Here is a 16,164-nt window from a genome sequence, read left to right as displayed (position 1 = left end):
ACCAGCTCAGGAGGCTCAGGATGAAGTTTGGGGATTGTGGCGCTGCCGCTCTCTCTGCCGTCATTCTGGCGGAAGCCGGAATCCAGTACTCGCTGAACCTTTGGTACTATGGGCCGATAATGAGCGGCACGGGTTACTGGGCCCCGGCTTTCGCCGGGCTGACGGTCGAGGGGTTAGCAAAAATTCCACCCCCCATGCTGTCCCGGCCAGTCCGCCAGCGTGAGGCAAGAAACGACCGGAACCAGATAGCGGAAAGGCCCCGGATCAGGTCCGGGGCGGCCCGAGGGAACAGCAAATCCGGTTCCTCCAACGAAAAAGGGCGCCCGCAGGACGCCCTTTGGTTCAGTCCGTCTGCAGACCAATCAATGCTCGGCGTCGTCGAGCACCTTGGTGTCGGCGAATTGCTGGAAGCGGACGATCTTGTCGCCTTCAACGGTCCACACATGGGCCATGCGCGCCTTCAGCGTCTTGCCGGTCTTCTTGTGCTTGGCCTCGTACCAGCCGAGGGCGACGATATCGTCGCCCCCATCGATCAGACGCTCGAGATTGACCCCGAAGCCATCCCAATCATTGCCGATGGGAACAAAAACGTTCTGGATGATTTCATCGCGCCCGGTGAAAGTGCCGGCAGTTGAAGCGCCGTCCATTTCCGTCCAGAGGATATTGTCGGCGAAATCGGCCATCATGCCGTCGAGATCACCGCGCTCGGAAGCGTCATAATGGGCTTTGACGATATCGTAAGCCTTTGACATGGATGAGTTCTCTCCTGTTAAACCGGTTCTTCGCCCGGATTGTAGAAGGTCATGGAGACCTTGCGGATAAAGGCGCCTGCGGGGCTGTTCTGGACGCGGCCGTCGCCAGTAATGCCCAGGAACTTCCCTGTCGAGCGCATGTCATTGAAATTGTAGAAGAAAGTCGAGGCGACCGGGATCTTGAACTCCCGGAAAGTGAACACATACATGTTGTCGTCGAACTTGTAGGTCGTCGCCATATCGACATCGCCATGGCCGCGCTGCACACCCACCAGGTTCTGCCAAGCATACCGCTTGGACGACAGATAGGTGTGTTCATACACATGGTTGGGCGAATAGGTGAAGTGCGCCCGAAGCCCGATGAGATCGCGGGTTTCCGCGGGCTCGGGGCCGGTCGGCGGCACATTCACATCTCCGACAATGCCCGGACGGAAGATATGGGCGACTTGCGGTTCGCCGACAGCCTCTTCCTTTTCCCGGATATGCGAATAGATCGAGAGCGCACGGCGCGTCTCGACATTCATGATCAGGGTCTCGGCATCTTTGGGATGAGCCTCGAACGGAATCTCGATGAAGAAAGTGTCGGGGCCGACTTCAATGATCTCGCCGTCATCCTCGCCAGTCTCACCATTGTCGGTCCACTTGATGTGCTGGCCCGCAATCTCGAACGACAACACGCGGCCATCGTTGAAGGTCACGGTGTGACTGGTGCCCTCGAGCGTATCGCTCAATGGTAGACGGTTCGTCTCGATCCCGTAGGCGAACTCGTCATATGTCTTCCAGTCCTTGGGGTTCTCCTGCGCCACAGTTGGCTACTCCTTCGCTTAGTCTTCCACAAAGCCGAGGGTCGGCAGATCGACGGTCGTCGCGCCGCCGTCGACCGTCACGACTGCGCCGTTGACCATCGCCGCATCGCCGGAGGCGAGAAAAGCAATGACATTGGCGACTTCCATCGGCGTTGCAGGCCTGTTGATCGGCACATCCTTAGTCGCCAGTTTGTAGGCTTCCTCGACGTCCGTCAGACCCTGGATTTCCATCATCTCGGCCATTTCGCCATCGGCGAGCGGGGTGCGCACCCACCCCGGGCAAACCGTGTTGGTATTGACGCCCTTGCGGCCGAAGTCGCGCGCAAGCGACTTTGCCAGCCCGATACAGGCATGTTTCATGGTCACATAGCCGGCCGCATTCGGGCCCGAGAACAACCCGGCTATCGAGGAGACGACAACGATCGCGCCCCTTGATTTGATCAGCTCGGGCAGCACGGTGCGCGCCGCCACGAAAAGTGTGTTGAGATTGGAGCGTACCGCGCCCGCCCAAACCTCGTCCGACATCTCGAGCGTCGGGCCCACCCCGCCGCCACCGGCATTGGCCACCAGCACATCGAGCTGGCCGTATTTGGCGATGACCTGATCCAGCACGCCCTTCATGGCATCCTTGTCTGCCGCATCAGCCGCAATGGCGAGGCCGCCCACGTCCTTGGCCACGGCCTCCAACGGCTCGATCCGCCGTCCGACCAGAACCACATTGCCGCCAGCCTCGGCGATTTTCTTGGCCACAGCCGCGCCGATCCCGGTGCCACCGCCGGTGATGATCGCGGTCTTGTTCTTGAAATCCATGAGATCCTCCTGTGCCTCTCCCGTCACCGGGTTTTCGCGCGAAACTGCACCCTTTCGGCAAAATTGTCTTGCCCCAGCGAGACCGCAAAATTGACTGAGAGTGCCAGACCGCGCGACACAGTGTCTCTGCGTTGCACCGGCACCGGCCATCTGCAAGCCGCGACCATTGGGCGTTTGCGGTGTTCGGCATGCCAGCATAGGATGCCGCCAATGCTGACCAAGGCCAACACATCGTTGATCCCGCTCGACCAGGTGCAGACCGATCTGCGCCAGGCCTGTGGCGAGTTCACGACCTACCCTTTCGGCCGGCGCGACGTCGTAACCGGCGGCGTCGGCCTTGAACGGCGCGGGCGCCTCGATATTGCGCGGGTGAGCCTTGATATCGACCGCGTGTCTCGGGATCGCGACGGCATCCGGCGTGACGATGGCGAACATTTCTTCCTCATCCTGCAGGAAAAGGGCAAGGCCCGCATGCTGCAGGATGGTGAGGGCCCTGAGCTCAGTCCCGGCGACATGATCATCATCGATTCCACCCGGACCTCGGATTTCGTGTTCTCCGGTGATTTCTCGCACCAGATTTCGCTTCACCTGCCGCGCACTGAGATGGTCTCGCGTTTTGGCCATCAGCTCACCGGTGGAACCATGCTCTACCGCGCCGACCCGCTTTCGATTGCCATGCATGCAGTGATGGCCAAGCTGTTTGCGGGCGATCCCGACAGCCCGGTCAATCATCATCTGGGCGAAGCGCTTTTCGGCCTGATCGGGTCGGTGCTGGCCGAGCGCGAAGGTCGGGCAGACACCGCCTTCTCCTCAAGCCTTGTGCAGGCCGACAAGTATATCGAGCAAAACTATGCGGATCCCGACCTGACGATCGCCGGCATGGCATCGGATCTGGGCCTGACCACGCGCCAGCTTCAGCGCCTCTTCGCGTCGACCGGCGACACGCCAAGCAAGAGGCTTCTGCAGCGCCGGCTCGATCACGCCCGCGACCAGCTCATCGCCCGGGCCAATGGCCAACGCCATGATTTGATTTCGACCATCGCCTTCGAGGCCGGGTTCAACGATCTTTCCTATTTCAACCGTGCTTTCCGCCGTGCCTTTGGCTGTTCGCCGGGCGCCTTCGCCATCCGGTTGAACTGACTCTTCATTCGCTCAGCCGTCGCGCGAGACAATGCCGTCGTCGCCTCTGTCCAAGACGCCGAAGGGGCGTTTCGGCAGACTCCTTGGTCAAACTGGCCGCATTCCGGCCAATTGACGGAGGAAACCATGGCAGATTACGCGCTCACCATTAACGGCCAGCCCCTGGCCACCGAGAAGACCTTTGCGGTCAAGAACCCCGCGACCGGCGAGATTGTCGGCAACGCGCCGGCGGCGACGATGGCCGACCTCGATAAGGCCGTCGCCGCCGCCAAGACCGCGTTCGAGACCTGGAGCGTGACGAGCGACGAGGAACGCTCGAAGGCCTGCATGGCCGTAGCCGATGTGCTCGAACAGAATGCCGAGGAACTGGCGCAGATCCTGACGGCCGAACAGGGCAAGACCCTCAACGGCGCCGGCTCGCGCTTCGAGGTTGGCGGTGCCGTCGCCTGGACCCGCTACAATGCCTCGATCTCGCTGGGCGTCGAGGTCATCCAGGACGACAACGAGGCCAAGGTCGAGGTCTATCACAAGCCGCTCGGTGTCGTCGGCTCGATCCCGCCCTGGAATTGGCCGCTGATGATCGGCATCTGGCACATGATCCCCGCGATCCGCGCCGGCAATACCGTCGTCATCAAGCCCTCCCCCAATACGCCGCTGGCCACGCTGCGCGCCGTCGAACTGATGAACCAGGTGCTCCCGGCCGGCGTCCTCAACATCGTCACCGGCCAGGACATTCCGGGCGAAACCTCGCTCGGCGCTGCCATGAGCGCACACCCGGACATCGCCAAGATCTCCTTCACCGGCTCCACCAAGACCGGCAAGGCGGTGATGCGGTCGGCGGCCGAGACCGTCAAGCGCTTGACCCTCGAACTCGGCGGCAATGACGCCGGCATCGTTTTGCCCGACGCCGACGCCAAGGCCATGGCCGAGAAGATGTTCTGGGGCGCCTTCATCAATAACGGTCAGACTTGCGCCGCACTCAAGCGCCTTTATGTCCACGATTCCATCTATGACGAGGTGTGCGACGCGCTGGTTGAATACGCCAAGACGGTCAAGATGGGCGTCGGCACTGACGAAGATAACCTGCTCGGCCCTCTCCAGAACCGCATGCAGTACGACATCGTCAACCGCATGGTCGAGGAAGCCAAGGCCCAGGGTGGCCGCGTGCTGATCGGCGGCTCGCCCTCCGGCGATCCCGACAAGGATGGTTTCTTCTATCCGATCACCCTGATCGCCGATGTCGACAATGGCCTGTCGCTGGTCGACGAAGAACAGTTCGGCCCGGTTCTGCCGATCGTGCGCTACACCGATATCGATGAAGTCATCGACCGCGCCAATGACAACCCGAACGGGCTCGGCGGCTCGATCTGGTCGCGCGATGTGCAAGGTGCCCGCGAACTGGCCAAGCGCCTCGAATGCGGCACCGCCTGGATCAATGACCATAGCCCGATCCGGCCCGACGCGCCGTTCGGTGGCGTCAAGTCTTCGGGCTTTGGCACCCAGTTCGGCAAGGAAGGTCTCGCCGAGTTCACCTCCATGCAGACCGTGTGGAGCTGACATCCCCGGCTGCCGCGGGGAAGGGAACGATTAGAGGGAACGACAATAACAATGGAACGATACGACTATATCGTCGTGGGCGGGGGCTCCTCAGGCTGTGTGATGGCCTCCCGCCTTTCGGAGAACCCGGGCAACCGGGTTCTTCTCATTGAATCCGGTCGCAAGGACCGCGACCCGTGGATTCACATCCCGGCCACCTTCTTCAAGGTCATGGAGAAGGGCATCGATGTGAAGATTTACGAGGGTGAGCCGACCGAGAGTTTTGCCAACCGCACCAACTACATTCCGCAAGGACACGTGATCGGTGGCGGCAGCTCGGTCAACGCCATGGTCTATATCCGCGGTGCGGCGGCCGACTATGACAACTGGGCCCAGATGGGCAATCGCGGCTGGTCCTATGACGACGTGCTGCCGGTCTTCCGCGACCTCGAGCACAACCATGTCATCCACGACCAGTTTCACGGGGATTCCGGCGAGTTGCATGTTTCGCGCACGCGCTACCAGCATCCGCTGAGCAAGGCATTCGTGAAGGCCTGCACCGAAGCGGGCATTCCCGCCAATGACGATTTCAACGGTGCCAGCCAGGAAGGGGCCGGGTTCTACCAGACGACGACCCACAACGGCCGCCGTTGGAGCTCGGCACAGGCGTTCCTGCGCAAGGCCGAAGGCCGGCAGAACCTCAACATCATGACCCGGCGCCGCGTCGCCCGGATCCTGTTCGAGGGCAACAAGGCTGTCGGCGTGGAAATGGAGACCGGCGAGCGCATCGCCTGCGGTGGCGAAATCATCATGTGCGCAGGCGCTATCGAAACCCCGCGCCTGATGCAGATTTCTGGCATCGGCAATGCCGAGGAGATTTCGGGCCACGGCATCGAAGTGGTGCATGATCTGCCCGGTGTCGGGGAGAACTTCCAGGATCACCTCGAAGTGCCGGTGCAGGGCGAGAGCAAGGACCCGATCTCGCTGCTGGGACAGGACAAGGGCCTCAAGGCCATGCGCCACGGTCTGCAATACATGCTGACCCGGACCGGCATTCTGTCCTCGAACGTGGTCGAATGCGGTGCCTTTGCCGATCTGACCGGGGACGGCGTGGTGGATGTGCAGTTCCACACCCTGCCAACCCTTGTCGGCTTCGTGGACCGTGAGCCCTATAATGGCCACGGCATCACCATGAGCCCGTGCAATCTGAGGCCGAAATCCCGTGGATCGGTGAAACTGCGGTCCTCCAATCCCAAGGATCCCGCTCTGTTCGATGCCGGCGGTTACACCGACCCCTGGGATGTCGAGATCATGGTTCGTGCCGTACAGCTTGGCATCAGGATCCTCAAGGCCCCCGCGCTGGCGAGCATCATGAAGCGCCGTGTGCTGCCCGAAGAAGGCATCGAGAACGACCGCTCGGCGCTCGAGCAGCATGTGCGCTCGACTTCGAAGACCGTGTTCCATCCTTCGGGGACCTGCAAGATGAGCCCCGAAACCGACAAGATGGCGGTGGTCGGTCCGGATCTGAAGGTGCACGGGATCGAAGGCCTTCGCGTCGCCGATGCCTCGGTGATGCCGACGCTGGTCAGCGGCAATACCAACGCACCGGTGATGATGATCGCAGAGCGCTGCGCACGGGACATCATGGGCAAGCACAAACTGGCAGGCTGAGCCCTTCAGCGCATTGCCGAAACGACAACGCCCCGCTCGTGCGGGGCGTTTTCTTTTTAGGGTCAGGCCTAAAAGGCTAGCCGTAGAGCACGTCCTGTGCCGATTTCGCAGCCTCGAACAGCAAGGGAAGTGCCGCTTCAGAGGCCTTGTGGTCGAAACGGGCGGAGGGACCGAAAATCGAGACGCCCGCGACCATTACCCCTTCCCGGCTCTTGATCGGCACGGCGACCGCATGCAGGTCGATCTCGCGCTCCTGCTCGTTGATCGCGTAGCCGCGCTCGCGGGTGGCTTCGATGTCGCGCACCAACTCATCGCGATCCGCCAGCGTATTCTCCGAAATCCGCTCGAGTGGGGTTGAATCGAGATAGCGCTTGAAAGCCGCCGGTTCGAGATTAGCCAACCAGATCTTGCCATTAGCCGTGGCATGGCTCTCGAAGCGTGCGCCGATGCGTGCGTTGAATGCCACCGCGCGGCTCGAATAGGCGGTGGCCACACAGGTCGTCCAGCGCCCGTCGAACCGGGTGGCCATCACCGATTCATTGACCTTTTCGGCAAGCTCGTTGAGCACCGGCTGAAGGCGGCTGACGAGGTTGTGCTCGTCCGCTGCCCGCGCCGCTAGATCGAGCAGCCTGTAGCCGAGCCGGTATTGCCCCTTTCGCACCGCGATCAGCGCACCCGCCGCCTCAAGGCTCTTGAGGAAACGATGCGCCGTCACATTGTTCATGCCGAGCGCGGACGCGACCTCGCCGCTCGAAAGCTGCGGACGATCCGGGGTGAACAGGTCGAGAATCGCGAATCCTCGGATCACTGAATTGTTGAGTTGCGACGCCACTGGGTCCTCAAGAGCTGACGGGCCTTGAAGACCCGAGTTAGTTAACACGCGAAATATTTTCTGGTACCATACCCTTCACTGGCACGGAAGCCGTTGACAGCCCGGATTGAGTAATCAACAATAATCAAAAGTATCATTTCAAAAATAGAAATACAAGTATCGGGGTAAGGTGTGACGATCGCAAGCGATGCGGTGGAAAAACAGGCCGAAACAACCACCGCGCAGAACGGTGAAAACAGCGCTGAACTCGGTGCCGATGGCGCCGCGACGATTACCGCCGGCGCTGCCATGTTCGCCCGGCTCAAATCGATCGGCATTGATTATGTCTTTTGCAATTCCGGCACCGACTTCCCGCCCCTGATCGAGGGCCTGGCGGAAGCTGCCGCCAAGGATGTCGCTCTGCCCGAAGCCATCATCGTGCCCCACGAACACGCCGCCCTCGGCATGGCGCACGGCTATTATTTCGCGACCGGCAAGGCGCAGGCGGTCGGTCTGCACACCAATGTCGGTCTCGCCAATGGCTCTATCGGCACCATCAATGCGAATATCGACCAGGTGCCCATGGTGGTCTTTTCCGGCCGCACCCCGGTGACCGAAAAGGGCCGTTTTGGTGCCCGCACCGTCCCCATCGGCTGGGGACAGGAGATGTTCGACCAGACCGCGCTGGTGCGTGAAGCCACCAAATGGGACTACGAGCTCAAATTCCCTGAACAAATCGGTGAATTACTCGACCGCGCGAGCGCAATTGCCAACTCGACACCCAAGGGACCGGTTTACCTTTCCCTTCCGCGCGAGGTACTATGTGAACCATGCCCGACGGAGGGCCTCTATAGCCCACCATCGATGCAACCGGCGGTTTCGGCCCCGGACATGAACCAGATCCGCGACGCTGCGGCGGCGTTGGCGGGGGCCAAAAACCCTGTCATCTTCGCACAGCGTGGCGCGGGCTCGCCGGCGGGTTTCGCTGCCCTGTCGAAACTCGCCGGTGAGTTCAATATCCCGGTCTGCCAGTGGTGGGCCGTGGCAACCGCCATCCCCACAGACCACCCGACCTATGTCGGCACCGACCCAGAGCCCTGGATCTCGGAAGCGGACGTGGTCCTTGTGGTCGATGCTCTGGCGCCGTGGATGCCCGATGTCCACACGCCGCGCGACGATGCGAAAATCATCCAGATCGCGCCGGACCCGCTGTTCTCACGCACCCCGGTTCGCAATTTCCGCTCCGACCTGACCATCGTTTCGGAAACGGCCCCGGCCATGGAAGCATTGGCCGACGCGCTGTCTGCACTGAAGCAAGAGGCGAGCGAGCGCATCGCTGCACGCGCGGAACCGGTCAGGAACGCAGCAAGGGCCATGCGGGAAAAGGCGGATGCCGCTGCCAAGGCCGAGTATCCGATGTCCAAGGCCTATGTGTCGAAATGCCTGTCGGACGCCATCGCCGGCCGCAAGGACGCGACAGTCCTGTCGGAACTCGGCTGCCCGCTCGACCAGATCATTCTGACCGAGCATAATTCCTGGCATCAGGAGCCCCATGCCGGAGGGTTGGGCTGGTCGTTCCCCTGTGCGCTTGGCATGAAGCTCGGCGCCCCCGATCGACTGGTCATCGCCACCATGGGCGACGGGTCCTACATGTTCGCCAATCCGGTCGCCTGCCATCAGATCGCCGAGGCGCTCAACCTGCCGGTGCTGATCGTGATCGTGAACAATGCCGAATGGGCGGCGGTCCGCCATTCAGTGACCGGACTTTATCCGGACGGCTATGCGGCCAAGGCCAACCGAATGCCTTTGACAACACTCGAACCGACACCCGATTTTACCAAGATTGCCGAGGCCAGCCGCGCCTATGCCGCGATGGTGGAACAGCCCGACGAGCTGCCTGCCGCACTGGCCAAGGCAATACGTCATGTGGAGGAGAAAAAGGGCCCGGCCCTATTGGAGGTGAAGATCGCATAGGACGTCTGAATTGACGACACTGTGTTCAGACTTCGCTTGGAACGGCCGCTCTGGACACATGCGCAAAAGGCTGTTCAAATTCTGCGCAATGGGAGGAAAATCATGAAGAATAAACTGATGGCCAAGCTTGGCCTGGCGATGACCGCTGTCGGTCTGGTCGCCGGTGCCGTGAGCGCGCAGGCCCAGGAATACACATTCAAACTGCATCACTTTCTGGGTGCCGGTGCCCCGGCCCAGACCCAGATGCTGGAACCCTGGGCCAGGCAGGTCGAGGAGAATTCCGGCGGTCAGGTGAAGATCGAAATCTACCCCGCAATGACCCTTGGTGGCGCCCCCCCGGAGCTGATCCGCCAGGTCCGTGACGGCGTCGTCGATCTCGTCTGGACCGTGCAGGGCTACACCCCGGGCCTGTTCCCGCGGACCGAGGTGTTCGAACTGCCCAATGTTCACCGTAACGACCCGGTCGCGACCAACCTCGCCATGCGCGAGATGTTCGAAGACACCCTGAAGCAGGAGTATGAAGGCGTCGAAGTGATGTTCCTTCATGTCCATGCCGGCCAGGGCATCCATATGGTCGACAAGGAAGTGCGCAAGCCCGCCGATCTCGAAGGTCTGCAGATGCGCATTCCGACCCGGACCGGCGCCTGGATCATCGAAGCGCTCGGCGCAAGCCCGGTCGCCATGCCGGTGCCGGACCTGCCGCAGGCGCTCTCCAAGAAGGTCGTCGACGGCGCCTTCATTCCCTGGGAAATCATCCCGCCGCTCAAGCTGCAGGATCAGACCAAGTACCAGATCGAGGGCGCGGACATGGCCCGCTTCGGCACCACCACTTTCCAGGTGTCGATGAACAGGGCCCGCTGGGACGGCCTGCCTGAAGACATCCAGAAGGCGTTCCGCGATGCCTCCGGCGAGGACTGGGTCCGTGAGGTCGGCGAGATCTGGCGCGCTTCGGACGATTTCGGCATCAAGCTGGCCACCGACGCCGGTAACGAGCACATCGTTCTCAGCGAAGAGGAAACCGAAGCCTTCTACACCCAGCTTGAGCCGGTTGTTGACCGCTGGATCGAAGAGGTCTCTGGCGAAGGCATTGACGGCGCCGCCCTTGTGGAGCGTGCCCGCGAGCTGATCGCCAAGTACTCGAGCCAATAAGGCATGAGTGCCATTGACAACACTGATGAGCGGGCGGGGCTGGTTGGCCTCGCCCGCCGTCTTATCACCTGGTGGGCGTTGGCAGGCGGGTTCCTGCTGATGGCAATCGTGGTGATGAGCACCGTCTCGGTCACGGGCGGCGCCACCATCGGGCGCACTTTTCCCGGAGATTTCGAGCTTGTGCAGATGGGCGTGGCGATCTCGGTGTTCGCCTTCCTGCCCTACGCCCAGCTGACCGGCGCCAATGTGACTGCCGACATCTTTACCTCGGGGTTGCCGCCCCGCGGGGTAGCCGTCCTCACCATTCTGGCCACCGTAGGCGCCATCATCTTCATGGCTGTCATGACCCGCCAGACATGGCTCGGCATGTTCGACTACATCAAATACCCCGAAACCACCGCCATTCTGAGCATACCGATCTGGTACGCCTTCGTGCCCATCATTATCTCGCTTGTCCTTCTGCTCCTCGCCCAGGTCATCACCCTGTTCGATGCGGCCACTACCGTGAGAAAGGGCTGATATGAGCCAGGCATTGTTGACCGGGTTCGGCGGTCTCGGCGTTCTCATTCTGCTGATCGCAATCCGGGTTCCCATCGCCTATGCGATGATCTTCGTGGGTTCGGTTGGCTCGATCATCCTGTTCGGCGGCGATCCCGCCATCTTCCTCAACCAGCTCAAGACCCTCGGCTGGAGCCGGTTCTCGGTTTATGACCTATCGGTCGTGCCGATGTTCGTCCTGATGGGCAATATCTCGACCCGTGCGGGTCTTTCGGCGGACCTGTTCCGCGCTGCCAATGCCTGGCTCGGCCGCTTCAGGGGCGGCGTCGCCATGTCGGCGATCGCCGCCTGCGCGGGCTTCGGCGCCGTTTGCGGCTCCTCGCTCGCCACGGCATCGACCATGGGGCGTGTCGCCCTGCCCGAACTCGAGCGCTTCAAATATTCCGGCGCCCTCGCCACCGGCACCGTCGCCGCGGGCGGGGTGTTGGGCATCCTGATTCCGCCTTCGGTGGTTCTTGTGATCTACGCCATCATCGTCGAGGCCAATATCGTCACCATGTTCCAGGCGGCGATGATCCCGGGCCTTATCGCCGTGGCGCTCTTCCTCGTCACCATCGCAATCTATGTGCGGTTCAAACCCGAATCCGGTCCGCCGGGCGAAGCCGTCAGCCGCGAGGAGTTCTGGTCCGCAACCTTCAGCGTGCTGCCCGTCCTCATCATTTTCGGGCTGGTGATTGGCGGCATCTATTTCGGCTGGTTCAACCCCACACCGGCCGCCGCGGTCGGCGTGTTCCTGGTCACCGTCTATGGTATCTGGCGCGGCGACGTCCGACTGAAGGAAATGAAGTCGGCGCTGCTGGAGACGGCGCAAACCGCCGGCATGATCTATCTGATCCTGTTCGGCGCCGCGCTGCTGTCAATCTTCATGGCACGCGGCGGCGTGCCCCAGGCCACCGCCGAGTGGATGGTCGGTTCGGGTCTGCATCCGATGATGATCCTCATCATCCTGCTCGCCGCCCTGATCGTTCTCGGCTGCCTGATGGATTCACTGTCGATGATCCTGCTGGCGGTGCCGTTCTTCTGGCCGGTGCTCGCCCAGCTCAATGGCGGCGACTTCGCCGGCGCCGACGGATCGCCCTTCGGCATGTCGACCGAGGACCTCAAGGTGTGGTTCGGCATCTTGGCCCTTATCGTGGTCGAGCTGGGATTGATCACGCCACCGGTGGGCATGAATGTGTTCATCATCTCGGCCCAGGCCAAAAACGTTCCCATGATCGAGACCTTCAAGGGCGTCATGCCCTTCTTCGCCGCAGAAATCGTGCGCGTTGCCGTTCTGGTCTCTCTGCCTATCCTTGTGCTGTGGCTGCCCCAGGTCTTAGGGGGCTAGCCTGGCGCGCAGCCCAGGCAAGGCAAAAAGGCCCCGGCTGATGCCGGGGCCTTTTTGATACCGACGGGCAATCCGCCCGCCAGTCAGTCCTTGTTCATCTCGAAAAGCGGTACGGTGCCAACCCACAACTCGATGGCGTCTTCCGGTCCGACCGCTGCGCAGCGGTGCGGCCGTTCGGCCTGATAGTGGATGGCGTCGCCCTCTTTGAGACGGTATTGCTCATCATCAAGCTCATAGAGCACTTCGCCCTTGAGAATATAGATGAACTCTTCGCCTTCGTGACTCATCACCTCGGTCGTTGCCCCGGCCGGACGATGCATCATGATGACGTTGATCTTCGCTCCCGGAAATCCGGGGCTCAGTTTCTCATACTTCACTGCCGGCTCGCCCAGCACGAAGGCTTCCCTGTCGCCTTTGCGCGTGACAGGCACCTTGGCCATGGAGAGATCGAGAACCTCTTCCATCGGCGCATTGAGGGCCTTTGCCAGTTTGTAGAAGGATGAGAGTGAGGGGACGGACAGTCCCCGTTCGACCTGCGAAACAAAGCTCACCGACAGGTCGGTTTCTTCAGCAACCTGCTGAAGGGTTTTGCCCATGGCTTTGCGCCGCAGACGTAGCTTTTCACCGAGGCGGACACCAAAACCGGCCTCCGTCTCAATCGGCGATTGAACCGCCGCACTTGCTGTCATCATTTCCCCCCGCTGTAAGATCCTATGCCGCCGCGCACCCCTCCGGACCGTTCCCAAATTTGTGGCCATGCATCTTATCGCACAGCCCCCTTGCCTTCCCAAGCCGGAAGGCGTGTTCCGGGCCGGTCCCCGCGTGTTTGGTGCCAATCCATCCACAGCAATATAGCCGCATTCGGGCCTTCGGCAGGCCCTTACGTGAAATCACAACAGAATCTGGAAAACTCCGCTATCGGCAAAATGACTGATGTCATTTGCCGAAAGGGCATGAGAGTCTGCCCGCTCTGCCGTTAGCGAGGGACGCCGGAATGCCAGTTTCGACCGCCAGTGACTTGTGCGATCTCAGCCTGAGCGAAGCCCTGACAGGCCTTCGTGCACGCAGCTTCTCAAGCCTCGAACTGGCCGAAGCCCTGATCGGGCGGGCAACCGAAAAGGCTTCTCTCAACGCGCTGACCGATCATGACTGGCATGCCTTGCGCACCGATGCGGCGATGGCGGACCAGAACCGGCTGGCGGAGACCGGCGCCATTGGCGGCGTTCCCCTGGCGCTCAAGGCCAATATCGCCACGACGCATCTAACCACCAATGCAGGTACAGCCGCGCTGAAATCCTATCGTGCGCCCCGCAACGCCGAGATCGCCACCAGGCTGTTTGACGCCGGCGGCCTGCTCGGTGCCAAGGCGGGCATGCATGAGCTCGCCTTCGGCATCACCAGCAACAATCCGGCGACCGGCGCGATCCACAATCCCTATGACGAAACCCTGATCCCCGGCGGCTCCAGCGGCGGCACGGCAGCGGCGGTTGCAGCCGGCATCATGCCAGCGGGCATCGGCACCGACACGGGCGGCTCGGTCCGCCTTCCTGCCGCTCTTTGCGGTCTGGTGGGGTTCCGGCCAAGCCTTGGGCGCTACCCGACGACCGGCATCGTGCCGATGGCCAGCACCAAGGACACGCCCGGCCCGATGACCAAGACGGTGGATGACGCGGTGCTTCTCGACCAGGTCATGGCCGATACCATTTACACCCTGCCCGATCTCAACCTTGGCGATATTCGGCTTGGCATACCCCGCGCCCATTTCTGGGACGATCTCGATCCGGAAATCGCTGGACCGGCCAACGACTTCCTGGACCGCCTGGCGAGCTGGGGCGTCATCCTGATCGAAGCCGATATCCCGGACGTCACCGCGCTGAGCCTGTCGGTCGGCTTCCCGGTCGCTATGTATGAGGCCACGCAGGAGATTCCCGCGTTCCTTGAAGAATGGAACACAGGGGTCAGTATTCAGTCCCTGATTGACGCGGTCAGGAGCCCCGATGTCCTGCATGGGCTGGTCCCGCGCTTTGGCGAACACGCCATCCCGGAATCCATGTATCGCGAGGCGATCGACGTGGCGCGCCCGAAACTGATCGCGGCTTATGAGAACTATTTCAGGGAAAAGGAAGTCGGCGCGGTGCTGTTTCCCACCGCGCCCCTCCCGCCCCGGGAGATCGGACGGGATGACTTCGTCACGCTCAATGGCCGTTCTGTTGCGACCTTCGCTGCCTTCATCCGCAACACGGACCCAGGCAGCAACGCCGGCTTGCCCGGCATTTCAATGCCGATCGGCACAACAATTGACGGCCTGCCCATCGGCATGGAGCTCGATGGCCCCGGCGGGTCGGACAGAAGCCTTCTGGCCATTGCCCAAGCCCTGGCCACGGCGATCGATTGCCGCCCGCGGCCTTATTGATGCGTCCTGCACCCGCTATTTGAGCCCTTCAAAGGTCCAGGCATTCGGACAGAATTCGTCGACCCGTTTGCCGGCCGTGCCCATCTCCATTTCCGCTTCGCAGCGGTCGCGGCTCGGGCACGTCGCACAGGTTGCGGCCATGTCGCGATAAAGCCCCGGCATGGCGGCCTGAATTGCCTCCGGGTCGAGACCGATCTCGCGCATCATTTCGGGCATCAATTCGGGAGCACCTGCGGCATGCGCCGCGACCACCAGATCGGCAGGCGCCATCAGGAGATCGCGCGCCATCTCGTCGACCAGTTCGCCATCCACCCCGGCCAGGGCATTGTCACCGAAAAACTTGTTCAAGAATCGCATGGGATCCTCCTGTGTTGATGACAGAAGACCACCACCGCGAAGGAGTCACCTTGATCGAGGTCAAGTTGTACGGGTTTCCCGCAGGAGTTGTATTGGCAATGCTCGGCTTTTGGGGAATTTATGGTTAACCGGCGGTTACCGGGGAACCCCGTGCATCAGGTCTAGCGGTCGGTGAACAGCCAGACGAACAGGGCTGCACCGATGGCCATTCCGCCCACCGGTCCGACCACATAGATCCAGTAATGGGTCCAGTCGCCATAAAACAGATAGGGCCCGAAGGCGCGGGCCGGGTTCATGGCGCCGCCGGCAAGCCCGGCAAACACAAGCACTTCCGCCCCCACCACCGCACCGATGGGAACCGGTGCAAAGGCTGCAAGGGCCGGACGCAGATTGAAGGCACCAAGGATCACGATCATCAGGATGATCGAAAGAGTGGTTTCGATGATCAGCGCATCGACGGGCGTGATCCCGGCATCGATGGCCGGCAGATTGGCGCCCATGGCAGCGACGCTGCCGAAGCCCGCCCGCAACACGCCCGCTGCGAGCGCCGACCCCAAAAGCTGGGCAATGATGTAGCCGGGCAATAGCCGCCAGGGAAACCGACCGAAGATCGCCAGCGCGATCGACAAGGCCGGGTTCACATGCGCACCGGAGACCGGCAGGAAGATCCAGATGATCACCATCAGCCCGATGCCGGAAGCCGCGCCGCCAATCACCGCACCGTGAGGCGCGCCGGAAAGCGTTGCTCCCATCACGGCGCCGGCGGCAAAGAACACCAGCATGAAGGTGCCGATCACCTCTGCCAGATATTTGCGGAAATCGTCGCGCCAGCCTTCTTGCCTACTCTCTCCCAAAGCCCC

At 61.8% G+C, this 16,164-nt stretch carries 15 protein-coding genes; 8 read left to right on the top strand and 7 right to left on the bottom strand.

The window, feature by feature from the left end; all coding sequences use genetic code 11:
- Nucleotides 1–362: 362 nt before the first annotated feature.
- Genes G489_RS0104570 through G489_RS0104560 form a run of 3 tightly spaced genes read right to left on the bottom strand, consistent with a single transcriptional unit; the run spans nucleotide 363 to nucleotide 2,368 of the window.
- Nucleotides 363–752: a nuclear transport factor 2 family protein gene (locus tag G489_RS0104570; protein ID WP_029040537.1), complete on the bottom strand. Its 390-nt coding sequence runs from the start codon at nucleotides 750–752 to the stop codon at nucleotides 363–365.
- A 17-nt stretch (nucleotides 753–769) separates the two neighbouring features.
- A complete protein-coding gene (locus G489_RS0104565) occupies nucleotides 770–1,558 on the bottom strand; it encodes a MoaF C-terminal domain-containing protein (protein ID WP_029040536.1) in 789 nt (262 codons plus the stop codon).
- An 18-nt stretch (nucleotides 1,559–1,576) separates the two neighbouring features.
- Nucleotides 1,577–2,368: an SDR family NAD(P)-dependent oxidoreductase gene (locus G489_RS0104560; protein WP_029040535.1), complete on the bottom strand. Its 792-nt coding sequence runs from the start codon at nucleotides 2,366–2,368 to the stop codon at nucleotides 1,577–1,579.
- Nucleotides 2,369–2,578: 210 nt separating this feature from the next.
- Here G489_RS0104560 and G489_RS0104555 point away from each other — a divergent pair, with 210 nt between their 5' ends.
- The 3 genes from G489_RS0104555 to G489_RS0104545 all read left to right on the top strand — a co-directional run bounded on the left by G489_RS0104555 (nucleotide 2,579) and on the right by G489_RS0104545 (nucleotide 6,715).
- Nucleotides 2,579–3,508, top strand: a complete 930-nt coding sequence (locus G489_RS0104555) for a helix-turn-helix domain-containing protein (protein ID WP_051332308.1) — start codon at nucleotides 2,579–2,581, stop codon at nucleotides 3,506–3,508.
- A 126-nt stretch (nucleotides 3,509–3,634) separates the two neighbouring features.
- Nucleotides 3,635–5,065, top strand: coding sequence for an aldehyde dehydrogenase family protein (locus G489_RS0104550; protein ID WP_029040533.1), 1,431 nt, complete (start codon nucleotides 3,635–3,637; stop codon nucleotides 5,063–5,065).
- A 51-nt stretch (nucleotides 5,066–5,116) separates the two neighbouring features.
- Nucleotides 5,117–6,715: a GMC family oxidoreductase gene (locus G489_RS0104545; RefSeq protein ID WP_029040532.1), complete on the top strand. Its 1,599-nt coding sequence runs from the start codon at nucleotides 5,117–5,119 to the stop codon at nucleotides 6,713–6,715.
- A 76-nt stretch (nucleotides 6,716–6,791) separates the two neighbouring features.
- On the opposite strand, the gene G489_RS0104540 is transcribed toward G489_RS0104545, so the two are convergent.
- Nucleotides 6,792–7,547, bottom strand: coding sequence for an IclR family transcriptional regulator (locus tag G489_RS0104540; RefSeq protein WP_029040531.1), 756 nt, complete (start codon nucleotides 7,545–7,547; stop codon nucleotides 6,792–6,794).
- 171 nt (nucleotides 7,548–7,718) lie between these two features.
- Here G489_RS0104540 and G489_RS0104535 point away from each other — a divergent pair, with 171 nt between their 5' ends.
- From G489_RS0104535 to G489_RS0104520, 4 genes are all read left to right on the top strand, one after another.
- On the top strand, nucleotides 7,719–9,500 hold the full coding sequence (locus tag G489_RS0104535) for a thiamine pyrophosphate-requiring protein (RefSeq protein ID WP_281173297.1): 1,782 nt from the start codon (nucleotides 7,719–7,721) through the stop codon (nucleotides 9,498–9,500).
- Between the two features lie 117 nt (nucleotides 9,501–9,617).
- Nucleotides 9,618–10,649 (top strand): TRAP transporter substrate-binding protein, encoded by a 1,032-nt coding sequence (locus G489_RS0104530; protein WP_051332361.1) that lies wholly within the window; start codon nucleotides 9,618–9,620, stop codon nucleotides 10,647–10,649.
- A gap of 3 nt (nucleotides 10,650–10,652) precedes the next feature.
- Nucleotides 10,653–11,168, top strand: a complete 516-nt coding sequence (locus tag G489_RS0104525) for a TRAP transporter small permease (RefSeq protein WP_029040528.1) — start codon at nucleotides 10,653–10,655, stop codon at nucleotides 11,166–11,168.
- 1 nt (nucleotide 11,169) lies between these two features.
- On the top strand, nucleotides 11,170–12,534 hold the full coding sequence (locus G489_RS0104520; RefSeq protein WP_029040527.1) for a TRAP transporter large permease: 1,365 nt from the start codon (nucleotides 11,170–11,172) through the stop codon (nucleotides 12,532–12,534).
- Nucleotides 12,535–12,617: 83 nt separating this feature from the next.
- Here G489_RS0104520 and G489_RS0104515 read toward each other — a convergent pair whose 3' ends face one another.
- On the bottom strand, nucleotides 12,618–13,223 hold the full coding sequence (locus tag G489_RS0104515; protein WP_281173296.1) for a helix-turn-helix domain-containing protein: 606 nt from the start codon (nucleotides 13,221–13,223) through the stop codon (nucleotides 12,618–12,620).
- Between the two features lie 305 nt (nucleotides 13,224–13,528).
- On the opposite strand from G489_RS0104515, the gene iaaH reads away from it, so the two are divergent.
- Entirely contained in the window at nucleotides 13,529–14,947 is a 1,419-nt protein-coding gene (gene iaaH / locus G489_RS0104510; protein WP_051332306.1) for an indoleacetamide hydrolase, read from the top strand.
- A 15-nt stretch (nucleotides 14,948–14,962) separates the two neighbouring features.
- Here the strand turns inward: iaaH and G489_RS21600 are convergent, their stop codons facing one another.
- Both G489_RS21600 and G489_RS19065 read right to left on the bottom strand, forming a co-directional pair.
- Nucleotides 14,963–15,304, bottom strand: a complete 342-nt coding sequence (locus G489_RS21600; RefSeq protein ID WP_029040524.1) for a DUF6455 family protein — start codon at nucleotides 15,302–15,304, stop codon at nucleotides 14,963–14,965.
- Between the two features lie 161 nt (nucleotides 15,305–15,465).
- Nucleotides 15,466–16,158 carry an MIP/aquaporin family protein gene (locus tag G489_RS19065; RefSeq protein WP_051332305.1) on the bottom strand — a complete coding sequence of 231 codons (693 nt, stop codon included), beginning with the start codon at nucleotides 16,156–16,158 and terminating at the stop codon, nucleotides 15,466–15,468.
- Nucleotides 16,159–16,164 lie beyond the last annotated feature (6 nt).

Origin of the sequence: Cucumibacter marinus DSM 18995 (assembly GCF_000429865.1) — a bacterium.
GTDB lineage: Bacteria > Pseudomonadota > Alphaproteobacteria > Rhizobiales > Devosiaceae > Cucumibacter > Cucumibacter marinus.
The sequence above is the reverse complement of the archived record's forward strand: the minus strand, read 5'-3'. Positions and strand labels throughout refer to the sequence as shown.